This is a genomic window from Pseudomonas sp. BIC9C (genome assembly GCF_034541995.1).
GTDB lineage: Bacteria > Pseudomonadota > Gammaproteobacteria > Pseudomonadales > Pseudomonadaceae > Aquipseudomonas > Aquipseudomonas fluorescens_CC.
The window spans coordinates 243,340-266,921 of sequence record NZ_JAWDGM010000004.1 but is presented as its reverse complement, the minus strand read 5'-3'; the positions used below and the strand labels follow the sequence as shown (position 1 = coordinate 266,921).

Here is a 23,582-nt window from a genome sequence, read left to right as displayed (position 1 = left end):
ATTTTGACAGGGAGATCCAATGGTCATTGCCCGAGAAGGCGTGATTGCATGCTTTCCCGGACAAATACATTGACGCAATCAGTTACCGAATGACTCCATCAAGCCTCTAATACCAACTGTGATAATCGTAGACTAAGGCATTGACGTCGGAGAACAGGTGAGTCGGCTCGAATACTAAATTTCAGCTGTTAATCAAAAAGTTAACTTAACTTTGGCGAATTTGGCGCGAATCCCGGCCAACCCTCCACGTGTTTTACGTCGGGGTCTGCTGGATAACGGCTATAGCGAATTGCCGATCGCCAGCGAGCATGCTGTCGCCATTGATGGTCTGCCGCCCATACACCAGGACCCGTTTGACCGCATCCTGGTGGCGCAGGCGATGGTTGAGGGGATAACGCTGCTGACGGCTGATGCAATGGTCGCGCAGTACCCGGGGCCTGTGCGGAAGGTGTAACGGTTGTCTGCTGCGAAGGACGCCTGAGACAGCGCTCAACTATCCCTTTACACACACCACCTGGCGCAGGGTGTGCACGACTTCCACCAGCTCGCGCTGGGCTTCCATGACGCGGTCGATGTCCTTGTAGGCCATCGGGATTTCGTCGATCACGTCAGCGTCCTTGCGACACTCGACATGCGCGGTGGCACGGATCTGGTCGGCGACGGTGAACAGCTTTTTCGCCTGGGTCCGGCTCATGACGCGGCCCGCGCCGTGGCTGCAGGAGCAGAACGACTCCTCGTTGCCCAGCCCGCGGACGATGAAGCTCTTGGCGCCCATGGAGCCCGGGATGATCCCCAGTTCACCCATTTGCGCCGACACCGCGCCCTTGCGGGTGACCAATACCTCCCTGCCGAAGTGCCACTCTTTTTGCACGTAATTGTGGTGGCAGTTCACTGCCTCCAGTTCTGCATCAAAGGGCTTGGCAATGACCTGGCGCGCCGCGCCGATGACCGCGTGCATCATCAAGGCGCGGTTCTGCCGGGCGAAATCCTGGGCCCAGCCTACGGCTTCCACATAATCGGCGAAGTGCCGGCTGCCTTCCTCTAAATAGGCCAGGTCGCGGTGGGGCAGGTTGGCGATGTGCTGGCGCATGTCGGCCTGGGCCAGTTCGATGAACAGGCAGCCGATGGCGTTGCCGACACCGCGTGAACCGCTGTGCAACATGAACCAGACACGGTTGGCTTCATCCAGGCAGACTTCGATGAAATGGTTGCCGGTACCCAGGGTGCCCAGATGCTGGCGATTGTTGGTCTTTTCCAGGCGCGGGTACTTGTCGGTGATCGCCTTGAAGCGCCCGGCCAGCGCTCTCCAGGCATGCTCCGCCGAGCCGGGTACGTTGTCCCAGGCTCCCGTGTCGCGCTTGTTTCGGCCGAAGCTGCGTCCGTGGGGTACGGCTTTCTCGATGGCGCTGCGCAGGCGGCCCAGATTATCCGGCAGGTCGGCGGCGGTCAGTGAGGTGCACGCGGCGATCATGCCGCAACCGATGTCCACTCCCACAGCGGCCGGGATGATGGCGCCGACGGTCGGGACCACGCTGCCGATGGTCGAGCCCTTGCCAAGGTGCACGTCGGGCATCACGGCCAGGTGCTTGAAGATGAAGGGCATCTTCGCGGTGGCGATCAGTTGGGCCCTGGCCTCGGGTTCGACAGGCACGCCTTGGGTCCAGAGCTTGATCGGCTTGCCGCCGGGGACTTCCAGGAGTTCGTAGGTGGGGGTTGGCATGGGGGATTCCTCCGCGGGGGCAGGAATATTTTACAGTGTTCTGGCGGGCCCTATCGCTGGCAAGCCAGCTCGCCCTGCTTGTTGGTGATAGGACACTGGTAAATGCGGAGCCACAATTTTTGCGAAATTGCACCCTACTTGACCACCCGTTTGCGTTGCATATGACCACCCATTTGCATTGGACCTGACCAGTCATGTGCACCGTATTTGACCAGTAAAATTCGTGGAGACATGACCGGCAGAGAACGGCCGATTGTGTTGAAAAAGTCGGATTTTCAGCTCGCCTGAACTCAGGCTCGGCCACCTCTGGAGAACCTATTCACCACGTTGCGTGGTTTTTCGGCCCTTCGTTGACCTTTACTGCTCGGTTATTGGGTTAATTTGAGGTTTTTTGCTTCGTGCAGACGCACCTATCCCGTAGCAGGTGGCCCTTGAGAGGTAAATTTGGCCAGCCGTCGCAGGTTCTGCACCGCGGCGGCCAGCGTGAATTCATCAGTCGCGCCACTCATGCCACGTAGGCGCAGGCGATCCAATTTCAGGATGCGCTTGAGGTGGGCAAACAACATTTCGACCTTTTTACGTTCGTGGCGAGAGCGCACATACGCCGGCGTCGTTGCGATTTGCCGAGCCACATCGCGCGCGGCTTCATGGACGCTGCGAGCGATCTTGCGGAACGCAGTGTTCGGGCAGCACTTGGTTTTCATCGGACAGACAGCGCAGTCGGTCTGCCGGGATCGGAAGATGATGGTGTTGGCTTTGGTGACGTGTGAACGCTCGTTCTTGAAGGCTCGCCATTCGCTACGTAATGCGTTGCCGACCGGGCAACGGTATTCCTCAGCCTCTTCATTCCAGTGGAAATCGTTGCTCGAAAAACTGTCGTTCTTGCGCTCGGTTTTGTCCCACACTGGTACGTGCGGCTCGATGTCTTTTTCTTCCACCATCCAGGCCAGCATTGGTGCGGTGCCGTAAGCAGTATCGCCGATGAGGCGTTCCGGTTTGATGTCGAACTGCGCTTCAACCCGATCGATCATCGTCTTGGTGCTCTCGACTTCTGCGGTGCGATGAGCCGGTGTGGGTTCCACATCCATGATCACGCCGTGCTCGGTATCGATCAGATAATTCGTGGAGTAAGCGTAGAACGCTGGCCCACCTGGAGCTGCGGTCCAGCGAGCCTGAGGATCCGTCAGCGACAGGCGCTTCGGTAGCGTTTCGGCCAAAGCCTCTTCATCGAGGCCTTCAAGGTACTCACGCACGGCGCGGGTGCTCAGGGCCGGATCGCTCCAATTGATCGGTTCATCACCCGGTACGCCGCGCTGCCGACTCGCATCCGCTTTGATGATGCTGGCGTCCACGGCAAAGCCTTCACCTTTAACCAGACCTGCCTCCATGCAGCGACGCAGCACTTCATTGAACAACCAGCGAAACAGCTCACTGTCCCGAAAGCGGCCGTGTCGGTTCTTGGAAAAGGTCGAGTGGTTGGGGACTTCATCGTCAAGGTTCAACCGGCAGAACCAGCGATACGCCAAGTTCAAATGGGCCTCTTCGCACAACCGCCGCTCGGAGCGAATGCCGTAGCAATAGCCCACGATCAGCATGCGGATCATCAGTTCAGGATCAATCGACGGACGCCCAATCGGGCTATAGAAATCGGCGAGGTAATGGCGCAGGTCGTTCAGATCAAGACACCGATCAATGCTGCGCAGAAGGTGATTGGCGGGAATGTGATCTTCAAGGTTGAACGAGTAAAACAGCCGCTCCTGCCCACTCGATAACTGTCCCATCATGCTGCGTGCTTCCCTGCTGGCCAATGCAGAGATTTTGCCGCAGGCCAGACAGGGGAGCTACTTTTTCAACAGAATCGGCCACGAGCAGTCAGTCGTTACGGAAAGAAAACGACCCGTCGCGACTTAAGGCATCAACGTTTCAACGCTTGCAGCATTTTTTTGCAAGGCTTGGCGACAAGGCCTCCAATCACTACCTCTTTCGAGTAACCCGGCATGGTAATAGGCAGCTACGGCGCGCATCACTAACCTGACATCTCCCGAACATCATGGTCCTGAATCAGGCCAGGAGTGCCACATTGTGTGTCGTTACCGCTCGTCTTTGAGCCTCGGAATCAGCACCTGTCTGTCGGCCTGGATAACGACCGCAGCAGCTGATACGCCCACCGTGCACGTGTACAACTGGTACGACTACATCGGTCCAACCACCCTCCAGGACTTTAAGCGCGACACGGGCATTGAGCCTGTGTATGACACCTTCGACAGCGGCGAAGTACTGGAAGCCAAGCTGATGACCGGCCATAGCGGTTATGACGTGGTAGTGGCCAGTAACTTCATTCTGCCGGCCCTGATCAAGGCCGGAGCCTTGCAGAAGCTGGACCGCAGCCAACTGCCCAATTTGAAACACATCGACCCGGTGCTTTTGGAAAAACTTCGCGCGAACGACCCTGACAACCAGTACGCCATACCTTACCTATGGGGCACCGACGGGATCGGCTACAACGTTGAAAAGGTCCGCGCCGTCCTCGGTGAGCAGGCACCGGTGAACTCATGGGACCTGCTGTTCAAAGAGGAGAACCTGGTCAAACTCAGTCAGTGCGGGGTGGGAATTCTGGACGCACCCGCCGAGATCATGCCGATCGCCCTGCACTACCTTGGCCTTCCTCCCAACAGCAGCAACCCCGATGACTACAAAAAAGCCGAAGCGCTGATGCTGAAGCTGCGCCCGTACATCACCTATTTCAATTCGTCCAAGATCGGCAGCGACCTGGCCAATGGCGATATCTGCGTGGCCCTGACCTGGTCTGGCGCGGTGTTCGGTGCGAAGCAAGCCGCCAACGAAGCCGGCAAAGGAGTGAAAATTGAATACAGCATCCCCGTCGAAGGTGCACCGCTGTGGTCCGATAACCTGGTACTGGTGAAAGACGGCAGCCACCCGGAGCATGGGCTGGCCTTCATCAACTACATGCTGCGTCCGGAAGTGATTGCGCCTGCTACCGATCTGGCGCTCACCGCCAACGCCAACAAAGACGCGAACGTGCTGGTCTCGGCCGAGGTGCAAGACAACCCGAACATCTACCCCTCTGCGCAGGTGATAGCCACGCTGTTCACTCTGCAACCGCAGTCCCATGCGGTCGATCGTATCCGCACGCGCTCCTGGAGCAATATCAAGAACGGCAACTGATACCACCTGGGAAAATGGGCATGTGGTGATGAGGCTGGATACCGCCACCTCGGTTCCCGACCGGGAGCGCGGCGCCTACAAAGTTGCCATTATCATTTGTCGTCCATCTTTGTTGACGATTGTGGCCGGCGCTCAGTGCTCTCTTCGGCGTTGGGCGCTTCTGGAAAACTCCCTGGCGTAAACACATGGGTCTGCAAGTCGCTGGCATCGACTTCGGCGACACCATGAACCGAACGGGCCAGACCAATGGCCTGTTCACACTGTCTATGAGTGTTGACGCGGCCGGTTAACCCCACTATGCCCGCATGGGTTTTGACATTGATATGCAGGCTAAGGGTCGGATCGGAAAATGCCAGGGCCGACTTCACCTTGGCGGTAATCCATGCATCGTGAACGGCCATTTCCAGACCATGAGAGTAATGTTGGAAAGAGTGAATTTTCATGGCTGAACCCTCTCTCGCGTAATCAGACGTACTGTCCATCCCATTTGCTGTGCTGCCCTCTGCCTGTCGAGTGAGCGCCATGGATACCTGATTCGTTTTGGAGCGCTCGCCACGCAAACACTGACAGACATTAATTATAGTACGGCCGTTGCCTGCGGTCAGAGCGCTGTCCCGGTGAACGTCCCCCTTGGTCGCTCTGTGCCAGGCGCAACACCTACAGAGCACTCCAGACAGTCCTTATTGCGATCAGCCCTGATCAACCCAAAGCTGCCGATCTCGACCGACAGAATCGGCCAGGAACGGACGTTTATAGATACGAGCACTAAACCCAGTGCCAGCTGAGAGGCTTGTTCGCAACCAGGCTGGGTTCGCTGATGGGTTACGCTGCCGTTGGTCGGCGCCTTACGCAGCAGTGCGATGGAAAACTACAGGAATAAACTCTCGTGCCGATATCAGTGAGGCAAGGCCCGCGGGCGTCTGACCTTGAACCTGAGCGAACGAGCACATTGATGAGTGATAAATCTTTGGAAGAAAAAGCGGCAGTGATGGTCGCCCCACATGAAACGATGGCCAGTATCGGACAGATCACTGCCGGGCGCGATGCCCTGCAACAGCGTCTGGACAAGGCTGATCGCGCGGCTCAGGAGCTTCAGAAGCAACTGGACTTGGCTAAGACGCTGATGACCCGTCTGCTGGCGGCGAGTTTTGCGTCGACCGGCAAACCTTCCGCGCCCCTGACTAACTGGGGGCTAAATGAGATCGACGTTGTCGAACGGGAGATGGCCTGCTTTCTGAATCCTGCCAATGAGGCGAGTGCCGCTTGACAGGTCGCGCACTGAATGCCTACAGGCTGCGTAGATACTGGCTCCAGGCAGAATGCCGCTGTTGGGTTACCACAGCGGTTACCCATCACGTCTTGACCCAACGCTGACGACTCCAGCTGCTCAATCCATCAACGGCAAACACCAGCAGCAACATGGCCAGGATCACTGTGCTGGCCTGGGCCTCCTGGAACAGGCTGAGGCTGACATAGAGCATCTGCCCCAAACCGCCAGCACCGACAAAACCGAGCACGCTGGCCATGCGAATGTTGTTTTCCCAGCGGTACAGGATATACGCCAGCAGCTGCGGAAACAGATTGGGCAGGGTGCCGTAACAGAAGGCCCAGACGACGTTGCCGCCTTGCAAACGGATGGCTTCGGCCGGTTCCGCTGGGGTGTTTTCCAGTGCTTCGGCGAACAGGCGGCCGAGCACCCCGGTGGTGTGCATGGCCAGCGCCAGGGTACCGGCGTTCGGGCCGAGTCCGGCGGCCAGCACCATCAGTGCCGCCCACACCAGTTCCGGAATGGCGCGAAGGGCGTTGAGCACAAGGCGCGACGTGCTCTGCAACGGCCAACCGAAACGCCCGGCCGCCGGCAGTGCCAAGAGCATTCCGAACACCGCGGCGAGCAGGGTGCCAAGGGCCGACATGGCCATGGTTTCCACGGAGCCACGGCCGATGGCTTGCAGATGGCCGGCGCTCAGGTCCGGGCCGAGAAAGCGCAGCACGTAGGCGCCCATCTGCTTCAGGTTACCGCCGCCGGTCAGCTCGCCGAGATCGATGCCCAGGTAGCTGAACGAGGCGACGACCGCTGCGCCGATGCCCAGGATCAGCAGCAGGTTGAACAGGCGATTCATGCGAACCTCCAGCGCAGCAGGCGGCTGATCTGATCGGCGAAGAGCACCAACAGGAGAAAGGTCAGCAACATGCTCGCCACTTCACCGCCGGCGAACATGCGCAACGACAAGTCAATCTGCTGGCCCAGCCCGCCGGCGCCGACGAACCCCATCACCACGGACGCGCGGATCGCACATTCCCAGCGATACACCGTGTACGACAGCAATTCCGCCCCGACATTGGGCAGGATGCCGTAGCAGAATGCGGCCAACCGGCCACTGCCGGCTTGCAGCAATGAGTGGACGGGGCGCTGGTCGACCGACTCGAAGATCTCCGCGTAGACCTTGCCCAGCATGCCGCTGTAGGTGATGGCAATGGCCAGCACCCCGGCCGTCGGGCCAAGGCCGACGGCGCGCACGAACAGCAAGGCCCAGACGATTTCCGGCACGCTGCGCAGGAAGATCAGCAACCCGCGCACCGGCCAGCGCAACAGCCGGCCCAAGGCGCTCGGGCGACCGCTGCGCGAGGCGGCCGACAGCGACAGTGCCCGGCTGGCCAGCAGGCTGGCGGGCACGGCCAGCAGCAAGGCCAGGGCCATGCCGGCGGTGGCGATGGCCAATGTCTGCAGCGTGGCTTGCCACAGTAACTGGAGGAATTCTTCGCCATGGGCGGGTGGCCAGAAGGCTGACACAAAACGCCCCATCTCACTCTGACTGTCGGCCTTGAGCAGCACACCCGGGTCCAGTTCGCTGAAGTGGATGCCAGGCCACAGCAGGGCAAGCGCCAACAGACTGAGCAACAGACGAGGCAGGGTGGCCGGGTCTCGCATATCACGCGTCAGCATCGGGGAATCTGCACACTCAAGGGCACCACCGGGACGGGCGGCGATTGCAGTTGCTCGTTGGCGTAGAGCTTGTCGAGCAACGCGTGGTCGACGTCGCTGGCGGGCAGGTCGAACAGGACCTGGCCATCGCGCAGGCCGATGATGCGCGAGAAGTGCGTCAGGGCCAGCTCCACGGCATGCAGGCTGGCGACCAGCGTCACCTTGTGTTCCCGGGCGTGGCGGCAGAGGGTCGACAGGGTGTGCCCGGCCAGTACGGGGTCCATCGCCGACACCGGCTCATCGGCCAGCAGCACTTCGGGCGCCTGGTACAGCACGCGGGCAATGCCCACGCGCTGCAACTGGCCGCCGGACAATTGCTGGCACTGGGTAAACAGCTTGTCACTGAGGTCCAGCTTGAGCAGTGCCGCCCGCGCTCCCGGAACATCCACCGGATGCAGCAGGCTCAACAGGCTTTTGGCAAACCCCCATTGCCCGAGCTTTCCGGCCAGCACCGCCGTGACCACCCGTTGCCGCGGTGGCAGTGGCGGCGCCTGATGGACCAGGCCGATGCGTGCGCGCAATCGCTGGCGCTGTCGGGCGCCGAGCTGCCAGGCGTGCTCGCCAAGTACCTCGACCGTGCCGCTGCCGGGACGCAGGGCGGTTGCCAGCAGGTTGAGCAGGCTCGACTTGCCGGCACCGGACGGCCCGATGATTGCGACCTGCTCACCGGTAGCGATGTGCAGGTCGACCTCATGCAGCGCACGCACGCCATTGCCGTGGGTGAGGCTGACCCGGTTCAGATGCAATGTCATTTCAGCAGGTCGGCAGCGCGCGCGGCTTCCTCGATGCCCTTGTAGTTCTCAGGTTTGGTCTCGATGAAGCGGCTGGCGGCCTGCAGATCCAGAATCGCCTTTTGCTCCGGGTTGGCCGGGTCGAGCGCGAGGAGGGCCACCTTGATCTTGTTGGCCAGGGCCGGGTCGAGGGTGCCGCGCACGGTCCAGTTGTAATCGTAGTAGGCCGGCGTGGTGGCGAAGACCTTGACCTTGTCGGTGTCGACCTTGCCGGCCTTGACCAGTTTTTCCCAGACGCTGGCATTGAGTACGCCGGCGTCCACTTTGCCTGCCTGAACCCAGGCCACCGTGGCGTCGTGGGCGCCGGAGTAGCCGACACGGCTGAAGTAAGTTTCCGGCTTGATGCCGTCCTGCAGCATGAAATAACGCGGCATCAAGCTGCCGGAAGTGGAAGACACCGAACCGAAGGCAAAGGACTTGCCCTTGAGGTCGGCCAGTGACTTGACGGCCGGGTCGGCGGTGATGAATTTGCTGGTGAACTGGGCATCCTGCTCACGCTGTACCAATGGAATGGCATTACCGGTTTTCAGTCGCGCCTGCACGAACGTGAAGCCACCCAGCCAGGCCATGTCGATGCGGTCAGTGGCCAGTGCCTCGACCACCGCCGGGTAGTCGGAAACCGGCACGAACTCGACTTTCATGCCCAACTGCTTCTCAAGATACTCGCCCAGCGGCTTGAACTTGCGCAGCAATTCGGTCGGGGCTTCGTCAGGAATGGCGCTGACCTTGAGGGTGTCGGCTGCCTGTGCCAGCAGGGCGGAAAAGGATAGGGTCAGGCCGACGGCCAATGCCAGGGTACGTTTGAGCATGGAAGTTCTCCGGTTCAATAGCGGAAAAATGTCGATGCGCCCCGCACAAGCTGATTGCTGCACGACGCTTCGTGAGGGTAGACGAAAACGGCGCGATTATAGGGACTCTTGCTTGCTTGACCAGCCTTGCAACAGGGATGAAGGCGAAAAAGAAACTGTAGGAGCGAGCTCGCTCGCGATAAACCCGAGAGCGCCGCCGGGCATCTGGTAAGGCGAGTAATCGTTAACGACCATCGCGAGCAAGCTCGCTCCTACAGGTATTGCGGTGTCCCAACATTCAGGTGATTTACATTCGTGCCAACGCCTGCGCCAGATCAGCCCGCAAGTCCTCGACATCCTCGACCCCCACCGACAACCGCACCAGCCCGTCGCCGATGCCCAGTTCTGCACGGGTGTCGGCGGGGATGGTGGCGTGGGTCATGATCGCCGGATGTTCGATCAGGCTTTCCACGCCGCCCAGGCTCTCGGCCAGGGCGAAGATTTGCACGTTCTCGAGGAAGCGTTTGGTGCCCGCCAGGTCGCTGTTGAGGTCGAGGGAAATCATCCCGCCGAAACCGCGCATTTGCCGTTGGGCCAGTTCGTGCTGAGGGTGTGACGGCAGGCCGGGGTAATACACCCGCGACACTTGTGGCTGACGCTCCAGCCATTGCGCCAGGTCCAGCGCATTACTGCAATGACGCTCCATGCGCAGCGCCAGGGTCTTTACGCCGCGCAGGGTGAGGAACGCATCGAACGGGCCGGCGATGGCACCGACGGCGTTTTGCAGGAAGCCCAGGCGCTCGGCCAGCTCGGCGTTCTGCCCGACCACGGCGATGCCGCCGATCACGTCGGAGTGGCCGTTCAGGTATTTGGTGGTCGAGTGCAGCACGATGTCGAAACCCAGTTCCAGCGGGCGCTGGATCCACGGGCTGGCGAAGGTGTTGTCGGCCACGCAGATGATGCCGCGCGCGCGGCAGGTGCGGGCGATGGCGGCAAGGTCAGTGAGGCGCAGCAGCGGATTGCTCGGGGTCTCGACCATGACCATCCGCGTGTCGTCTTGCAGTGACGCCTCGAACGCCGCCAGGTCGGTCAGGTCGACGAAGCTGAAGCGGTGCCCGGCGCTGCGCTGGCGCACCTTGTCGAACAGGCGGAAGGTGCCGCCGTAAAGGTCGTTGCCGGAGACGATGTGCGAGCCGGCGTCGAGCAGTTCCAGCACGGTGGAAATGGTCGCCAGGCCCGAGGCGAACGCAAAGGCCCGGGTGCCGCCTTCCAGGTCGGCCACGCAGCGTTCCAGCGCCCAGCGCGTCGGGTTGTGCGAACGCCCGTAGTCGAGGCCTTTGTGCACCCCGGGGCTCTGCTGCAGGTAGGTGGAGTTGGCATAGATCGGCGGCATCAACGCCCCGGTCGAAGGGTCCGGCGTTTGCCCGGCATGGATCACGCGGGTGGCGAAGCCGCGCGGCGGGGCGTTTTCATCGTGCTGACTCATGGCAGGGATCTCCGCAGGTGGTTGAGCATGTCGGTTCGGGTAATCAGGCCGTGGAAACCCGAGGCATCCTGAATGATCGCCACCAGCCCACGGCCCAGCTCTGCCTCCAGATCAGCCAGCGTGGCATCGGGGGACAGGGTTTGCAGCTTGTCGGTCATGGCGCTGGCCACGGCTTTACGGAAGTGCGCAACGTCCTCATGCACCCCCAGCAGGATGTCGGACTCGTCGATCACACCGACCAGTTGTTTGCCATTCACCAGCACCGGCAGTTGCGACACATCCGCCAGGCGCATGCGCTGGAAGGCGGTGAGCAGCGTGTCATCGGGGCCGACGCTGATCACCCGGCCGTCCTCGAAGCGCCGCGCGATCAGGTCGCGCAGGTCGCCGTATTGCTTGCGTTGCAGCAGGCCCTGATCGTTCATCCACTGGTCGTTGTAGATCTTCGACAGGTAACGCGTACCGGTGTCGCAGACGAAGCTCACCACCCGTTTCGGCGTGGTCTGTTCGCGGCAGTAACGCAGTGCGGCAGCCAGCAGGGTGCCGGTCGAGGAACCGCCGAGTATGCCTTCGGCGCGCAGCAGTTGGCGGGCGTGGTCGAAGCTTTCCTCATCGCTGATCGAATAGGCGTGGCGCACGCTGGACAGGTCGGCAATCGACGGAATGAAGTCTTCGCCTATGCCTTCCACCGCCCACGAACCGGGCGTGCCGAGGGTGCCGCTGCGGCTGTACTCGGCCATCACCGAACCGACCGGGTCGGCCAGGACCATTTCCAGATCCGGCTGCACGCGTTTGAAAAAGCGCGTCAGCCCGGTCAGGGTCCCGGCGGAACCGACGCCGACGACGATGGCGTCCAGATCATGCTGGGTCTGTGCCCAGATCTCCGGCGCGGTGCTGTATTCGTGGGCCAGCGGGTTGGCCGGGTTGTTGAACTGGTCGGCGAAGAACGCATCGGGAATATCCGCGGCCAGCCGCGCGGCGACATCCTGGTAGTACTCGGGATGGCCCTTGCCGACATCGGAGCGGGTGATGTGCACCTCGGCGCCCATGGCCTTGAGGTGCAGGACCTTCTCGGTGGACATCTTGTCCGGTACCACCAGCACCACCCGATAACCCTTGGCGCGGCCGACCAGGGCCAGGCCGAGGCCGGTGTTGCCGGCGGTGGCTTCGACAATGGTGCCACCGGGGCGCAGGCGACCATCGCGTTCGGCGGCATCGATCATTGCCAGACCGATACGGTCCTTGATCGAACCGCCGGGGTTCTGGGATTCAAGTTTGAGAAACAGCGTGCACGGGCCGGTATCGAACCGGCTGACCCGTACCAGAGGTGTATTGCCGATCAGTTCGAGCACGGCAGGGCGGGAGTTGTCAGGCATGTCGTCACTTCCTTGCGCAAATACGCACTGGGTGGACAGTGGCCTGCGGTGTGCCATCAGGCATCGATCGCAGGCATTGCATCGCTAGGACCATAGGCCGGGATCGGGTCTGCCGCAACCTCATGTGGCCAGCCGGTCGCCTCGACGCGTTTTCCTCGCCAGCGACCACAAAAAACATAATTTCGCTATTTCCCGGCTCCGAACAGAATGCGGCCAACACCCTGACACCGATAGCCGTAGCAGAAGAACAACAGTGATCAGAATCGAGGCGGCAGCCATGACCGACCTGAATCAAACCACCTTTCAGAAGTGCACAGCCATGACAGTTGATAAAACCGAAATTGATACGCTTGTTGTTGGCGCTGGCCAGGCCGGCGTGGCCATGAGTGAACACCTGAGCAAACTCGGTGTGCCCCACCTCGTGCTGGAGCGCAACCGTATCGCCGAGGCCTGGCGCACCGGCCGCTGGGATTCGCTGGTGGCCAACGGTCCTGCCTGGCACGACCGCTTCCCGGGCCTGGAATTCGATGGTGTGGACCCGGATGCCTTCGCCGGAAAGGAGCAGGTGGCTGAGTACTTCGAGGCCTACGCCCGCAAGTTCAACGCGCCGATCCGCACCGGTGTTGAAGTCAAGAAAGTAGAGCGCAACGCGGATCGCCCGGGCTTTACTGTTGAAACCTCTGATGGCGTGATCGAGGCCCGGAATGTGGTGGTCGCCACCGGCCCGTTCCAGCGTCCGGCCATTCCGCCAATTGCCCCGCAAATCGCTGGCATCAACCAGATTCACTCGGCCCAATACTACAACCCGCAGCAACTGGCCGAAGGCGCCGTGCTGGTAGTGGGCGCCGGTTCGTCGGGCGTGCAGATCGCCGATGAACTGCAACGTTCCGGCAAGCAGGTCTACCTGTCGGTCGGTGCCCACGATCGTCCGCCGCGCGCCTACCGCAACCGTGATTTCTGCTGGTGGCTGGGGGTGCTTGGCGAGTGGGATGCCGAGGCCATGCAGCCGGGCAAGGAGCACGTGACCATCGCCGTGAGCGGTGCCCGTGGCGGCCACACCGTGGACTTCCGCCGGCTGGCCCATCAGGGCATGAAGCTGGTCGGCCTGACTCAATCGTTCAACGGCGCCGTGGTCAGTTTCGAAAATAACCTCGCCGACAACATCCGGCGCGGCGATGAAAACTACCTCGCACTGCTCGACAAGGCCGACGCCTATATCGAACGCAATGGCCTGGACCTGCCGCTGGAGCCCGAAGCCCGGGCCATGCTGGCCGATCCGGACTGCGTGACCAAGCCGATTCTTGAGCTCGACCTGGTCAAGGCCGGCGTCACCACGATCATCTGGGCCACGGGTTACTCCACCGATTACAGCTGGCTGAAGGTCGATGCCTTCAAGGAAAACGGCAAGCCGCAGCACCAACGTGGCGTGTCGGCCGAGCCCGGCGTGTATTTCGTCGGCTTGCCTTGGCAGTCCCGTCGTGGCTCCGCGTTTATCTGGGGCGTTTGGCACGACGCCAAGCACATTGCCGATCACATCGTTAAACAGCGCACTTATTTCAACTATCGGGATGCGACCCAGCGTCAAGCCGACGCCGCCCGTGCACCTCTTCAGAAAGCCAGCCTCATGGGAGTTCGTTAATGCCTACTCATACCCGCATCCGCATGTTCAACACCAAAGACACCTACCCGAACCAGACGCTCGACAACGACCTGTGCCAGGCCGTGCGCGCCGGCAACACCGTGTATGTCCGTGGTCAGGTCGGCACCGATTTCAACGGCCAACTGGTGGGCCTCGGTGATCCGCGTGCCCAGGCCGAACAGGCCATGCGCAACGTCAAGCAATTGCTCGAAGAGGCGGGCAGCGACCTGAGCCACATCGTCAAGACCACCACCTACCTGATCGACCCGCGCTATCGCGAGCCGGTGTACCAGGAAGTCGGCAAGTGGCTCAAGGGTGTGTTCCCGATTTCCACCGGCCTGGTGGTCAGCGCCCTTGGCCAGCCGCAGTGGCTGATGGAAATCGATGTGATCGCTGTCATCCCTGAATAAGGAATTCGCCATGACCTTTTCCATCGTTGGTCGCTGCGCCGAGACCGGCCAGCTGGGCATTGCCATCAGCTCTTCGAGCATTGCCGTCGGCGCGCGTTGCCCCTGGCTGCGGGCCGGTGTCGGCGCAGTGTCGAGCCAGAACATCACGCTGCCGGCCCTCGGCCCGCAGATCCTCGATGAACTGGCCAACGGTTCGGCGCCGCCCCAGGCGCTGGACCACTCATTGACCCGCAATGGCTACAGCCAGTACCGCCAGGTGGCGGTGGTCGATGCCCAGGGACGCACGGCGGTGTTCAGCGGCAACCATGCGCTGGGCATCAACAACGCCCTGGCCGGTGACCAATGCGTGGCGGCCGGCAACCTGCTGGCCAACAGTGGGGTGATCGAGGCGATGGTCGCGGCATTCGAAAACAGCGAAGGCTGCCTCGCCACCCGCCTGATGAGCGCCTTGCAGGCCGGGCAGGATGCGGGGGGCGAAGCCGGCGCGGTGCACTCGGCGGCGTTGTCGGTGGTCGGTGACCTGACCTGGCCGATTGTCGACCTGCGGGTGGATTGGGCCGATGAAAATCCGATTGGCGAGCTGGGCAAACTGTGGTCTGCCTACGAGCCGCAATTGCAGGACTACCTGACCCGCGCCCTCAATCCGACCCTGGCTCCCGCGTATGGAGTGCCCGGCGATGAGTGAGCTGCGCAGCCGCGCCATGCTCGCGCGATTGATCGGGTTCGCCACGGTCAGCCGCGACTCGAACCTGGCGCTGATCGAGTTCGTGCGTGACTACCTGCACGAACTGGGCGTGGATTGCGAACTGATCTACAACGCCGAGCGGACCAAGGCCAACTTGTTGGCCACGGTCGGCCCGAGCGTGGCCGGCGGCATTGTGCTGTCCGGTCACACCGACGTGGTGCCGGTGGACGGCCAGGCCTGGACGGTCGAACCTTTCCGCCTGACCGAGACGGACGGCAAGCTTTACGGGCGCGGCACCGCGGACATGAAAGGCTATCTGGCTTCTGTGTTGGCGGCCGTGCCGATGTTTTTGGAAAGCCCTTTAAAGCGCCCGGTGCACCTGGCGTTTTCCTATGACGAAGAGGTCGGTTGCCTTGGCGTTCGCGGGTTGCTGGAGGTGCTGCCGCAACGCATTCCGGCGCCAGCGTTGTGTCTGATCGGTGAGCCGACTGAGCTTAAACCGGTACTCGGTCACAAGGGCAAGCTGGCGATGCGCTGTCACGTACACGGTGCGCCGTGCCATTCGGCTTACGCGCCTTATGGGGTCAATGCCATCGAGCAGGCTGCACGGCTGATCGGTCGGCTGGGTGAAATCGGCACGCGCCTGGCTGAACCGCAGTACCACGACGAGCGCTTCGATCCTGCGTATTCGACAGTGCAGGTAGGTGTGATTTCCGGTGGGACGGCGTTGAACATCGTACCGGAGAACTGCCGTTTTGATTTCGAAGTGCGCGCCTTGCCGGACTTTGCTCCGGAAGCGGTCGCCGATGAACTGCAAAACTACGCCGAGCAAACCTTGCTGCCGGCGATGCAGGCGGTGAAAGCCGACACATCCATTCGTTTTGAAAAGCTTTCGGCCTACCCCGGCCTGGCCACACCCGCCGACAGCGAGGCGGCCCGGCTGATTGCCGAGCTGTGCGGCAGCGATGATTTCAGCACCGTGGCCTTTGGCACCGAAGGCGGACTGTTCGATCAAGCCGGCATTGCGTCGGTGGTCTGCGGTCCCGGCAGCATGGATCAGGGACACAAGCCCGATGAATTTGTCAGCGTCGAACAGATGGCGGCCTGTGACCGCTTGATGGATCGGCTGGCGGCGTACTTGAGTGAATCCGAACACCCATAACAACAACGGGCCGACAAGCCCCGAGGAAGCGATCCATGTCCAGATCCTTGCGTTGCAGTGTTCCGTTTACCCTGGCGTTGTTGAGTGCCAGTGTGTGGGCGGCCCCCCAGGACCTCACCGTGATTTCCTTCGGTGGTGCTACCAAACAGGCCCAGGATAAAGCCTATTTCCAGCCCTTTAACGCCAGCGGCGCGGGCAACATCATCGCCGGGGAATACAACGGCGAACTGTCGAAGATCAAGGCCATGGTCTCGGCCGGTCACACCAGTTGGGACGTGGTGGAAGTCGAAAGCCCCGAGTTGTTGCGCGGCTGCGAGGAGGGTTTGTTCGAGAAGCTCGATGCGGGACGCTTCGGTGATTCGGCGAACTTCGTGCCGGGAGCGCTGACCGAATGCGGGGTGGCCACTTATGTCTGGTCGATGGTCATGGCCTATGACCAGAGCAAGCAGGCCAAGGCGCCGCAATCCTGGGCGGACTTCTGGAACGTCGCCGACTTCCCGGGCAAGCGCGGGCTGCGCAAGAGCGCCAAGTACACCCTGGAAATTGCCTTGCTGGCCGACGGCGTCAAGGCTGACGATGTGTACAAGGTCCTGAGCACCCCGCAAGGCGTGACGCGGGCCTTTGCCAAGCTCGACCAGATCAAGCCGAACATCCAGTGGTGGGAGGCGGGCGCACAACCGGCGCAATGGCTGGTGGCCGGGGACGTGGTGATGAGCGCGGCCTACAACGGCCGGATTGCCTCGGCGCAGAAGGAGGGGATGAAACTGAGCATCGTCTGGCCGCAGAGCCTGTACGACCCGGAATACTGGGCGGTGGTCAAGGGCACGCCGAACAAGGCGTTGGCGGAAAACTTCATTGCATTTGCCAGTCAGCCGCAGACGCAAAAAGTGTTCTCGGAAAACATCCCTTACGGGCCGGTGCATCGCCAGACCTTGCCATTGCTGCCCAAGGACGTGCAAGAGCAGTTGCCGACCGCCGAGGCCAACCTGGCCGGTGCGCGGGCAGTGGATGCGGAGTTCTGGGTTGACCATGGCGAGGAGCTTGAGCAGCGCTTCAACGCCTGGGCTGCACGGTAACCCCCTGTGGGAGCGGGCTTGCTCGCGAAGACGGCAGCACATCCAATATTTGTGTGGCTGACAAACCGCTTTCGCGAGCAAGCCCGCTCCCACAAAACCGGCTGGCGCCAGCGCAGAGGATGCGCAGTTCTGGACGGCCCAGACGCCGCAGTCCCTGTGGGAGCGGGCTTGCCCGCGAAGACGGCAGCACATTCAACATGGATGTGGCTGATGAACCGCTTTCGCGGGCAAGTCCGCTCCCACAGGGATTTCATTGGTCAGATTTTTTCCGTTTACCCTCTCGAATGTCGGGAAAGGTTGCGGTGCGTTGTGCTGTGTTTTTGTTTTTTATTGATTCTTTCTGCCGCAATGGCCGAATAATTGCGCAATCTTTTTTAAGGTTTAAAGGCACAAATTAACTAATTTTCCTCCCGCCGCTCTTTGTCCATGATCGCTCCCAACAAGAAATGCGCCGTCCCGTCTGCGCACACCGAAGTACGAACACGTACTCATCCTTGCCTTGGAGTTCGTCATGTCCACCACCGCTTCATCCGCCCCGCTCATCGAGAAACACACGATCGGGTACGTTCCCCCTGAGGATCGCCACGGAAAGGTCAAAGATCTGTTCACCCTGTGGTTCGGCGGCAATATCGCGCCGTTACCCATCGTCACCGGCGCGCTCGGCGTGCAGTTGTTCCACCTGAACCTGGTCTGGGGCATTGTCGCCATCATCGTTGGCCATCTGGTCGGCGGTGTGCTGATGGCGTTGCACTCGGCGCAAGGCCCGCAGATGGGCATTCCGCAGATGATCCAGAGTCGCGCGCAGTTCGGTTCGCTGGGCGCGTTGCTGGTGGTGGTGATTGCCGGGGTGATGTACATCGGTTTCTTCGCCTCCAACATCGTCCTGGCCGGCAAGTCGCTGCATGGCGTGGTCGAGAGCGTGCCGGTATCGGTCGGTATCGTCCTCGGCGGTCTCGGTTCGGGGATCATCGGCATCATTGGCTACCGCTTCATCCACGTGCTCAACCGCATCGGCACCTGGGTGCTGGGCCTGGGCATCGTGCTGGGCTTCGGCTACATCCTGACCCACGTGCAGACCGATGACTTCCTGACCCGCGGCAGTTTCAACATTTCCGGCTGGCTGGCCACGGTATCGCTGGCGGCGCTGTGGCAGATCGCGTTCGCGCCTTACGTGTCCGACTATTCGCGTTACCTGCCCAAGGACGTGAAAGTCAGCGCGACCTTCTGGGCGACCTACCTCGGCTCGTCGCTGGGCTCGATCCTGTCCTTCGTGTTCGGCGCCGTCGCCGTGCTGGCCACGCCGGTGGGCATGGACACCATGGACGCCGTGAAGCTTGCAACCGGTGCCATCGGCCCGTTGATGCTGGTGCTGTTTTTGCTCAGCGTGATCAGCCATAACGCCCTGAACCTGTATGGCGCCGTGCTGTCGGTGATCACCTTGCTGCAAACCTTCGCCCACCGCTGGATTCCGACTGCTTCGAGCCGGGCGGTGCTGTCGCTGATCATCCTGGCCGGTTGCTGCGTGGCGGCCATCGGCGCCTCGGCGGACTTCATCGGGCACTTCGTCGACCTGGTGCTGGCGTTGCTGGTGGTGCTGGTGCCCTGGACCGCGATCAACCTCATCGACTTCTACGCGATCCACAAGGGTGACTACGACATCGCCTCGATCTTCCGCGTCGACGGCGGTATCTATGGCCGCTTCAATCCGCAGGCACTGCTGGCCTATGCCATCGGCATCGTGGTGCAGATTCCGTTTATGAACACGCCGATCTACACCGGGCCCGTGGCGGTACATATCGACGGTGCGGATCTGTCCTGGCTGGTCGGCCTGGTGGTCACCACACCGCTGTACTACTGGCTGGCCAACCGTGACACGGCTTACCGTCGGCGCCAGACCATGGTCGGGTTGATGCCAACCAACGGTTGATCGGGCATCTGGAACAGATGTATCGGGTTGAACGGTTGTGAATGCCAGGGATGGCCGTTTGTCGGGCGTATGGTTATGCTCAGCGCGTTTGCCAATCGCCAGATAAAAACAACCACAGTGAAGCCATGAGCCAATCAGACACGCGTGCGACTGTTCTAGCGCTGTATCCAGAAGACTCCCGCGAGGCCGCGGCATTGCTCAAGCAGGCAGTGCCGCTGATGGTTCGTCACAACATTCCGCCCAACCCGGTGCATTACGCGCTCTGGTACACCTACAGCAAAGGCCAGGAGCCGGAACTCAATCGGCACCTGGACCGGGTGGTCAACGATTTCGACTACTTCCCGCCGGAGTCGGCCACCCGGCTTTTTCGCGAATACATCATCCGCGATGAACTGGCGGACGCTCGCGCCGGGCAACAGGAAGCGATCAACCTGGTTGACGACATGGAGCGCGATGTTTCGCGCAGCGTGAAGGGCAATCAGAATTTCCAGGCCAGCCTTGGTCAATACCTGCAAATGCTCGAAGAGCCGGCCAGCGAGCGCTTGCCGATCATCCTGAGCCAACTGCAAAAGAGCACCCAGCTCATGCAGAGTCAGCAGGAGCATTTCCTCGCCCAGTTGCAGTCCGCACAGCACGAAATCAAAAGCCTGCGGGACAAACTGGAGCGCGCCCAATTGGCGGCGACCCTCGATGGCCTGACCGAACTGCTCAACCGCACCACCTTCAACCGCAAGCTGGAACAGGCAATGAGCAATTCGGCGACCGGCGTGGCGCTGGTGATGCTGGATATCGACCACTTCAAGCAATTCAATGACCAGTACGGCCATCCCTTGGGTGACCGGGTGCTTCAGCATGTCGCCCGGGTGTTGCGCGATTCGCTGCCGGCCGAGGCCTATGCCGCGCGTTATGGCGGTGAAGAGTTCTGTGTGGTGCTCAAGGATTGCCCGGATCTGGCGGCTGCCGGCGCGTTTGCCGAGCACCTGCGCCTGAAAGTCCAGGCGCTGCGGGTCAAGGCCCGGGGCACCGACACCGTGCTGGACACCATCACTGCGTCGTTCGGCGTGGCCCATGCACAATCCGGCGACACGCCGGAAAGCCTGGTGACCCGCGCCGATGACGCGCTGTACCAGGCCAAGCGCAACGGGCGCAATCAGGTGCGGCAGTAACCCCCATCACCTGTGGCTCATTCCATCCGTCGGTTAGCCGAGGATGAAGTAGACCTTGCGCACCGTGGTGAGGTTTTCCCAGGTGCCGTTGAATCCACTGGCGACCACGAAGGAGTCACCGGGGCCGAACGTGCGCGCGACGCTCTCGGCATCGGTCAGGCGCACCGTGCCCTCCAGAATGTGGCAAAGCTCATCGTAATCGCACTGGCAACGCTCCCGGTGCGGTCCTGCCTCCCAGATGCCGGCCACGGCGTTTTTCCCAGGCGCCACAAAGTGCCGCCAACTCTTGTTGCGATAAGGTGCGTCGACCACGGCCGGGTCGTTGATTTCAGTTTCACGGGGGGCAAGGTCGCTGGCGAAGTCGATGACGTGCCGGGGCAGGGCTGTGGACATGGTGGTCTCCGGATCAGGAATCGAAGCCGATGCCAAAGGCATCGAAGGTCTTGAGCAGCCAGTCGCGGTGACCGTCGCGGTCCTCCCGCGCCAGTGAGCGCTGGGCCAGCTTCACGCCGAGATAGCGCAAGGGTTCGGGCGGAAAGCGGAAGGGCGCACTGGATGTCATCAGCAGCTCTGTTCGTTCGGTGCGCTCGCCGGCCAACAGGTCGAGCATGTTCAACGCGGCGAAGCGGCTGGCGGATACCCCTTGACCGGTGAAGCCCAGGGCATAGGCGACGCGGCCCTGGTGCTCGCAACCGGTGAACATCGTGGTGCGTGCGGAGGTGTCGATGATGCCGCCCCAGGCATGGCTGAAATGCACACCGCGCAGGGCCGGGAACGTCTGTTGAAACTGTTCGGCCAGGCGCCGGAAGCTTTGCGGGCGCTGGGTCAGGGCTTCGTCGCGGCGTCCGCCGAAATGGTAGATGGCGTCGTAGCCGGCCCAGAGAATGCGGTTGTCGGCGGTCTTGCGCAGGTAGTGGAACTGGTTGCCGGCGTCGGCGATGCCGTAGCGCCCGATCCAGCCGATGGCTTGCAACTGCGCATCGCTCAACGGTTCGCTGACCAGGCTGTAGTCGTAGACCGGGATCACGCTCGATGCCAGTTGGCCAAGCAGCGGTGGCGCGATGTTGGTGGCGAGGGCGATTTGCCCGGCGATGACTTCGCCGTCGGCCGTGCGCAGGTGCAGGCTGTCGTTGCGGGCATCCAGCTGCAGGACCGGGCTGTTTTCGTACAGTTGAATCCCTTGCTCAAGGCACACGCGACGCAGTTCCACCGCCATCTTTGCCGGGTTGAGCAGGGCGTAATTGGGTTCGAAGAGGCCGGCCGCATACGCCGGTGAATCAAGCTTCTGCGCCAGATCGCGGCCTTCCAGCCATTCGCAGTGAATGCCGAAGCGCGCGTAGTTGTGCTGCATTGAGCGCAACCCGTCGACCTGCCACGGCTGGCTGGCGACGTTGAGTTTGCCTTGGCGTTCGAACTCGACGTGCATGCCGAAGCGTTGCAGGTCGGCAGCCAGTTCATTGAGGTTCTGCCGGCCCAGGCGGATCAACTGCTGCGCTTCATCGGGCCAGCGCCTGAGCGCGTTGGACACCCCATGGGAAATGCTCGGTGCGCAGAAACCGCCGTTGCGCCCACTGGCCTCACCACCGCAGCGCCGTGCCTCGATGATCGCAATGCTCAGATCGGGTCGGCGCTGACGCGCCAGCAGGGCGGTCCACAAGCCGGTGAACCCGCCGCCGACCACAGCCAGATCGCACTGCACAGTTGCGGCTAAGGAAGGTGCGGCGGGCCGTGGGGTGACGGTGTCCTGCCAGAATGGATGTGGCAGGACATGGTCAAGCGCATCGAAACGCGATGGGGCATTCATGCTGAAACTCCGGCGGTGTGTCGGGCAGCGACGATTGCGTTCGGTTGCCCGACGGTTTTTGTTGTTATGGCTAGAGTGCGAGGATCGCCCGCGCGGCAATGTCGGTGCCGCGGGTCGCCTGCATGCGCTCGCTGAACGCCATGAGGCGTTGTTTCATCGGTTGGTCGGCCAGCAGCTGTTCGAGGGCGGCGGGCAGGGCGGCCAGGGGATCGGCAAAGCGCGGCAGGTAGCGGCCGACACCGGATTCCTCGGCGCGGGCGGCGTTGTCGTGACCGTCCCAGCAATACGGAATGATCAGCGATGGCAGGCCGAAGTACAGCGCTTCGCAGAAGCTGTTGTTGCCACCGTGGTGGATGAACAACTGGCACTCCTTGAGCACGGCCGGCTGGGCAAACCAGCTGTCCAGGTACACGTTGTCCGGCACGGTGGTGTACATGTCGCGGTAGGCGCCGACGTTGACCAGGAAGCGATAAGGCAAGGTTTCGATCGTGCTGATCAGGCGCTTCATCATCCCGGTGTCGGCAGCGCCCAGGCTGCCGAAGCTGAGGTAGATCAGCGGCGCGTCGTTGTGCCGTGGAAAGTCCGGGACGATGTACGGCGCTTCCCGTCGTACGCAGCCGTCGAGGTACACGTAGCGCTGCGGGTCCAGCGGCTGCTGGCGTTCATAACGTACCGGCGTGGGTGACAGCAGCAGGTTGAGCCACGGTGAATCGGTGAGGAACTGCCCCGAAGGACACGGCGCCGTATTGTTGCCCAGAAGAAACTGCGAAAAGCGTTCATGGGCCGGTGCGACAGCTTTGAGGTACTGCTCGGAGTAACGTTCGCAGGCCTTCGTGTCACTGGCCAGGCATCCGGACAGGTACGGCGGAACGGCCGCATCCGGCAGTTCGGTTTCGGCGCAGGACACCACCCGCACCCACGGGCACCCGGCGTTGGCGATGGCTGGGAACATCACCACGTTGTCGAGCACGATCACATCGGGCTTCAGGCGGCCGAGCAACTGCTGCAAGGGTTTTTCCGCTTCGATCGCGGTGTCGATGATGGCTTCCCAGGCCGGTGCCACGTAGCTGTCGATCTGTGCCAGCGGGGTCTGGTCGAAGTACGGAATGCTGCGCTCGATGAAGCGCTCCCAGTAGTGCTGGTGTTCCGCCGCCGACAACGGGCTCGCTTGCGGAATCGGGTATTCGTCGAAGCCGTATTCGGCGAACAACCCCTGGAAATGTTCATGGCAGATGAACACCGGTCTGGCGCCCAGCTCTCGCAGCGACTGAGCGATACCGATGCAGTTCAAGGCCGCGCCGAAACTGGCTTCCGGAAACAGGGCGATCAGTTTTTGTTTTTGCATGGCGAGGGACTGTCCATGGCGGGTCAGACCCGCCGCTCCTG

Annotated in this window: 22 protein-coding genes; 10 read left to right on the top strand and 12 right to left on the bottom strand. The window is 61.7% G+C overall.

Annotated elements, in window-relative coordinates; genetic code table 11:
* Window positions 1–211 precede the first annotated feature (211 nt).
* A complete protein-coding gene (locus RS887_RS19050) occupies window positions 212–454 on the top strand; it encodes a type II toxin-antitoxin system VapC family toxin (protein ID WP_322616559.1) in 243 nt (80 codons plus the stop codon).
* Between the two features lie 39 nt (window positions 455–493).
* Here the strand turns inward: RS887_RS19050 and RS887_RS19045 are convergent, their stop codons facing one another.
* Window positions 494–1,720: an RtcB family protein gene (locus RS887_RS19045; protein WP_322616558.1), complete on the bottom strand. Its 1,227-nt coding sequence runs from the start codon at window positions 1,718–1,720 to the stop codon at window positions 494–496.
* Between the two features lie 410 nt (window positions 1,721–2,130).
* Window positions 2,131–3,504 carry an IS1182 family transposase gene (locus RS887_RS19040; RefSeq protein WP_322616557.1) on the bottom strand — a complete coding sequence of 458 codons (1,374 nt, stop codon included), beginning with the start codon at window positions 3,502–3,504 and terminating at the stop codon, window positions 2,131–2,133.
* Window positions 3,505–3,802: 298 nt separating this feature from the next.
* Between RS887_RS19040 and RS887_RS19035 the strand changes: the two genes are divergently transcribed.
* The gene (locus RS887_RS19035; RefSeq protein ID WP_322616556.1) at window positions 3,803–4,906 is read left to right on the top strand and encodes a polyamine ABC transporter substrate-binding protein; all 1,104 of its coding nucleotides are present in this window, start codon (window positions 3,803–3,805) and stop codon (window positions 4,904–4,906) included.
* Window positions 4,907–4,998: 92 nt separating this feature from the next.
* On the opposite strand, the gene RS887_RS19030 is transcribed toward RS887_RS19035, so the two are convergent.
* Window positions 4,999–5,349 carry a BON domain-containing protein gene (locus RS887_RS19030; RefSeq protein ID WP_322616555.1) on the bottom strand — a complete coding sequence of 117 codons (351 nt, stop codon included), beginning with the start codon at window positions 5,347–5,349 and terminating at the stop codon, window positions 4,999–5,001.
* A gap of 509 nt (window positions 5,350–5,858) precedes the next feature.
* On the opposite strand from RS887_RS19030, the gene RS887_RS19025 reads away from it, so the two are divergent.
* Complete coding sequence (locus RS887_RS19025) at window positions 5,859–6,173, top strand: hypothetical protein (protein ID WP_322616554.1); 315 nt, start codon at window positions 5,859–5,861, stop codon at window positions 6,171–6,173.
* Window positions 6,174–6,258: 85 nt separating this feature from the next.
* On the opposite strand, the gene phnE is transcribed toward RS887_RS19025, so the two are convergent.
* The 6 genes from phnE to RS887_RS18995 all read right to left on the bottom strand — a co-directional run bounded on the left by phnE (window position 6,259) and on the right by RS887_RS18995 (window position 12,327).
* On the bottom strand, window positions 6,259–7,026 hold the full coding sequence (phnE, locus tag RS887_RS19020) for a phosphonate ABC transporter, permease protein PhnE (RefSeq protein WP_322616553.1): 768 nt from the start codon (window positions 7,024–7,026) through the stop codon (window positions 6,259–6,261).
* Window positions 7,023–7,850 (bottom strand): PhnE/PtxC family ABC transporter permease, encoded by an 828-nt coding sequence (locus tag RS887_RS19015; protein WP_322616552.1) that lies wholly within the window; start codon window positions 7,848–7,850, stop codon window positions 7,023–7,025. Before RS887_RS19015 ends, phnE begins: the two co-directional genes overlap by 4 nt.
* A complete protein-coding gene (locus RS887_RS19010) occupies window positions 7,844–8,641 on the bottom strand; it encodes a phosphonate ABC transporter ATP-binding protein (RefSeq protein WP_322616551.1) in 798 nt (265 codons plus the stop codon). The genes RS887_RS19015 and RS887_RS19010 overlap by 7 nt, the downstream gene beginning before the upstream one ends.
* Window positions 8,638–9,489 carry a putative selenate ABC transporter substrate-binding protein gene (locus RS887_RS19005; protein ID WP_322616550.1) on the bottom strand — a complete coding sequence of 284 codons (852 nt, stop codon included), beginning with the start codon at window positions 9,487–9,489 and terminating at the stop codon, window positions 8,638–8,640. Before RS887_RS19005 ends, RS887_RS19010 begins: the two co-directional genes overlap by 4 nt.
* Before the next feature lie 286 nt (window positions 9,490–9,775).
* Window positions 9,776–10,954: a PLP-dependent aspartate aminotransferase family protein gene (locus RS887_RS19000; RefSeq protein WP_322616549.1), complete on the bottom strand. Its 1,179-nt coding sequence runs from the start codon at window positions 10,952–10,954 to the stop codon at window positions 9,776–9,778.
* A complete protein-coding gene (locus RS887_RS18995) occupies window positions 10,951–12,327 on the bottom strand; it encodes a pyridoxal-phosphate dependent enzyme (RefSeq protein WP_322616548.1) in 1,377 nt (458 codons plus the stop codon). Before RS887_RS18995 ends, RS887_RS19000 begins: the two co-directional genes overlap by 4 nt.
* A 277-nt stretch (window positions 12,328–12,604) precedes the next feature.
* On the opposite strand from RS887_RS18995, the gene RS887_RS18990 reads away from it, so the two are divergent.
* The 7 genes from RS887_RS18990 to RS887_RS18960 all read left to right on the top strand — a co-directional run bounded on the left by RS887_RS18990 (window position 12,605) and on the right by RS887_RS18960 (window position 20,392).
* Window positions 12,605–13,966: an NAD(P)/FAD-dependent oxidoreductase gene (locus tag RS887_RS18990; protein ID WP_322616547.1), complete on the top strand. Its 1,362-nt coding sequence runs from the start codon at window positions 12,605–12,607 to the stop codon at window positions 13,964–13,966.
* On the top strand, window positions 13,966–14,376 hold the full coding sequence (locus RS887_RS18985) for a RidA family protein (RefSeq protein ID WP_003201555.1): 411 nt from the start codon (window positions 13,966–13,968) through the stop codon (window positions 14,374–14,376). Before RS887_RS18990 ends, RS887_RS18985 begins: the two co-directional genes overlap by 1 nt.
* A gap of 10 nt (window positions 14,377–14,386) precedes the next feature.
* Window positions 14,387–15,061, top strand: a complete 675-nt coding sequence (locus RS887_RS18980) for a DUF1028 domain-containing protein (protein WP_111288897.1) — start codon at window positions 14,387–14,389, stop codon at window positions 15,059–15,061.
* A complete protein-coding gene (gene argE, locus RS887_RS18975) occupies window positions 15,054–16,223 on the top strand; it encodes an acetylornithine deacetylase (protein WP_322616546.1) in 1,170 nt (389 codons plus the stop codon). Before RS887_RS18980 ends, argE begins: the two co-directional genes overlap by 8 nt.
* Window positions 16,224–16,258: 35 nt before the next feature.
* Window positions 16,259–17,299, top strand: a complete 1,041-nt coding sequence (locus tag RS887_RS18970; RefSeq protein WP_322616545.1) for an ABC transporter substrate-binding protein — start codon at window positions 16,259–16,261, stop codon at window positions 17,297–17,299.
* A 511-nt stretch (window positions 17,300–17,810) separates the two neighbouring features.
* Window positions 17,811–19,226, top strand: coding sequence for a cytosine permease (locus RS887_RS18965; protein ID WP_322616544.1), 1,416 nt, complete (start codon window positions 17,811–17,813; stop codon window positions 19,224–19,226).
* A 125-nt stretch (window positions 19,227–19,351) separates the two neighbouring features.
* Complete coding sequence (locus RS887_RS18960) at window positions 19,352–20,392, top strand: GGDEF domain-containing protein (protein ID WP_322616543.1); 1,041 nt, start codon at window positions 19,352–19,354, stop codon at window positions 20,390–20,392.
* A 33-nt stretch (window positions 20,393–20,425) separates the two neighbouring features.
* Here the strand turns inward: RS887_RS18960 and RS887_RS18955 are convergent, their stop codons facing one another.
* The 3 genes from RS887_RS18955 to RS887_RS18945 all read right to left on the bottom strand — a co-directional run bounded on the left by RS887_RS18955 (window position 20,426) and on the right by RS887_RS18945 (window position 23,541).
* Window positions 20,426–20,785 carry a cupin domain-containing protein gene (locus RS887_RS18955; protein WP_322616542.1) on the bottom strand — a complete coding sequence of 120 codons (360 nt, stop codon included), beginning with the start codon at window positions 20,783–20,785 and terminating at the stop codon, window positions 20,426–20,428.
* A gap of 13 nt (window positions 20,786–20,798) precedes the next feature.
* A complete protein-coding gene (locus tag RS887_RS18950) occupies window positions 20,799–22,196 on the bottom strand; it encodes an FAD-dependent oxidoreductase (protein ID WP_322616541.1) in 1,398 nt (465 codons plus the stop codon).
* Window positions 22,197–22,266: 70 nt separating this feature from the next.
* A complete protein-coding gene (locus RS887_RS18945; RefSeq protein ID WP_322616540.1) occupies window positions 22,267–23,541 on the bottom strand; it encodes a glycosyltransferase in 1,275 nt (424 codons plus the stop codon).
* Window positions 23,542–23,582 lie beyond the last annotated feature (41 nt).

Coding starts and splice junctions, on each gene's coding strand:
- RS887_RS19045 (WP_322616558.1), bottom strand. CDS start 1,720: ATGCCAACCCCCACCTACGAACTCCTGGAAGTCCCCGGCGGCAAGCCG.
- RS887_RS19040 (WP_322616557.1), bottom strand. CDS start 3,504: ATGATGGGACAGTTATCGAGTGGGCAGGAGCGGCTGTTTTACTCGTTC.
- RS887_RS19030 (WP_322616555.1), bottom strand. CDS start 5,349: ATGAAAATTCACTCTTTCCAACATTACTCTCATGGTCTGGAAATGGCC.
- RS887_RS19025 (WP_322616554.1), top strand. CDS start 5,859: ATGAGTGATAAATCTTTGGAAGAAAAAGCGGCAGTGATGGTCGCCCCA.
- phnE (WP_322616553.1), bottom strand. CDS start 7,026: ATGAATCGCCTGTTCAACCTGCTGCTGATCCTGGGCATCGGCGCAGCG.
- RS887_RS19015 (WP_322616552.1), bottom strand. CDS start 7,850: ATGCTGACGCGTGATATGCGAGACCCGGCCACCCTGCCTCGTCTGTTG.
- RS887_RS19010 (WP_322616551.1), bottom strand. CDS start 8,641: ATGACATTGCATCTGAACCGGGTCAGCCTCACCCACGGCAATGGCGTG.
- RS887_RS19005 (WP_322616550.1), bottom strand. CDS start 9,489: ATGCTCAAACGTACCCTGGCATTGGCCGTCGGCCTGACCCTATCCTTT.
- RS887_RS19000 (WP_322616549.1), bottom strand. CDS start 10,954: ATGAGTCAGCACGATGAAAACGCCCCGCCGCGCGGCTTCGCCACCCGC.
- RS887_RS18995 (WP_322616548.1), bottom strand. CDS start 12,327: ATGCCTGACAACTCCCGCCCTGCCGTGCTCGAACTGATCGGCAATACA.
- RS887_RS18990 (WP_322616547.1), top strand. CDS start 12,605: ATGACCGACCTGAATCAAACCACCTTTCAGAAGTGCACAGCCATGACA.
- RS887_RS18985 (WP_003201555.1), top strand. CDS start 13,966: ATGCCTACTCATACCCGCATCCGCATGTTCAACACCAAAGACACCTAC.
- RS887_RS18980 (WP_111288897.1), top strand. CDS start 14,387: ATGACCTTTTCCATCGTTGGTCGCTGCGCCGAGACCGGCCAGCTGGGC.
- argE (WP_322616546.1), top strand. CDS start 15,054: ATGAGTGAGCTGCGCAGCCGCGCCATGCTCGCGCGATTGATCGGGTTC.
- RS887_RS18970 (WP_322616545.1), top strand. CDS start 16,259: ATGTCCAGATCCTTGCGTTGCAGTGTTCCGTTTACCCTGGCGTTGTTG.
- RS887_RS18965 (WP_322616544.1), top strand. CDS start 17,811: ATGTCCACCACCGCTTCATCCGCCCCGCTCATCGAGAAACACACGATC.
- RS887_RS18960 (WP_322616543.1), top strand. CDS start 19,352: ATGAGCCAATCAGACACGCGTGCGACTGTTCTAGCGCTGTATCCAGAA.
- RS887_RS18955 (WP_322616542.1), bottom strand. CDS start 20,785: ATGTCCACAGCCCTGCCCCGGCACGTCATCGACTTCGCCAGCGACCTT.
- RS887_RS18950 (WP_322616541.1), bottom strand. CDS start 22,196: ATGAATGCCCCATCGCGTTTCGATGCGCTTGACCATGTCCTGCCACAT.
- RS887_RS18945 (WP_322616540.1), bottom strand. CDS start 23,541: ATGCAAAAACAAAAACTGATCGCCCTGTTTCCGGAAGCCAGTTTCGGC.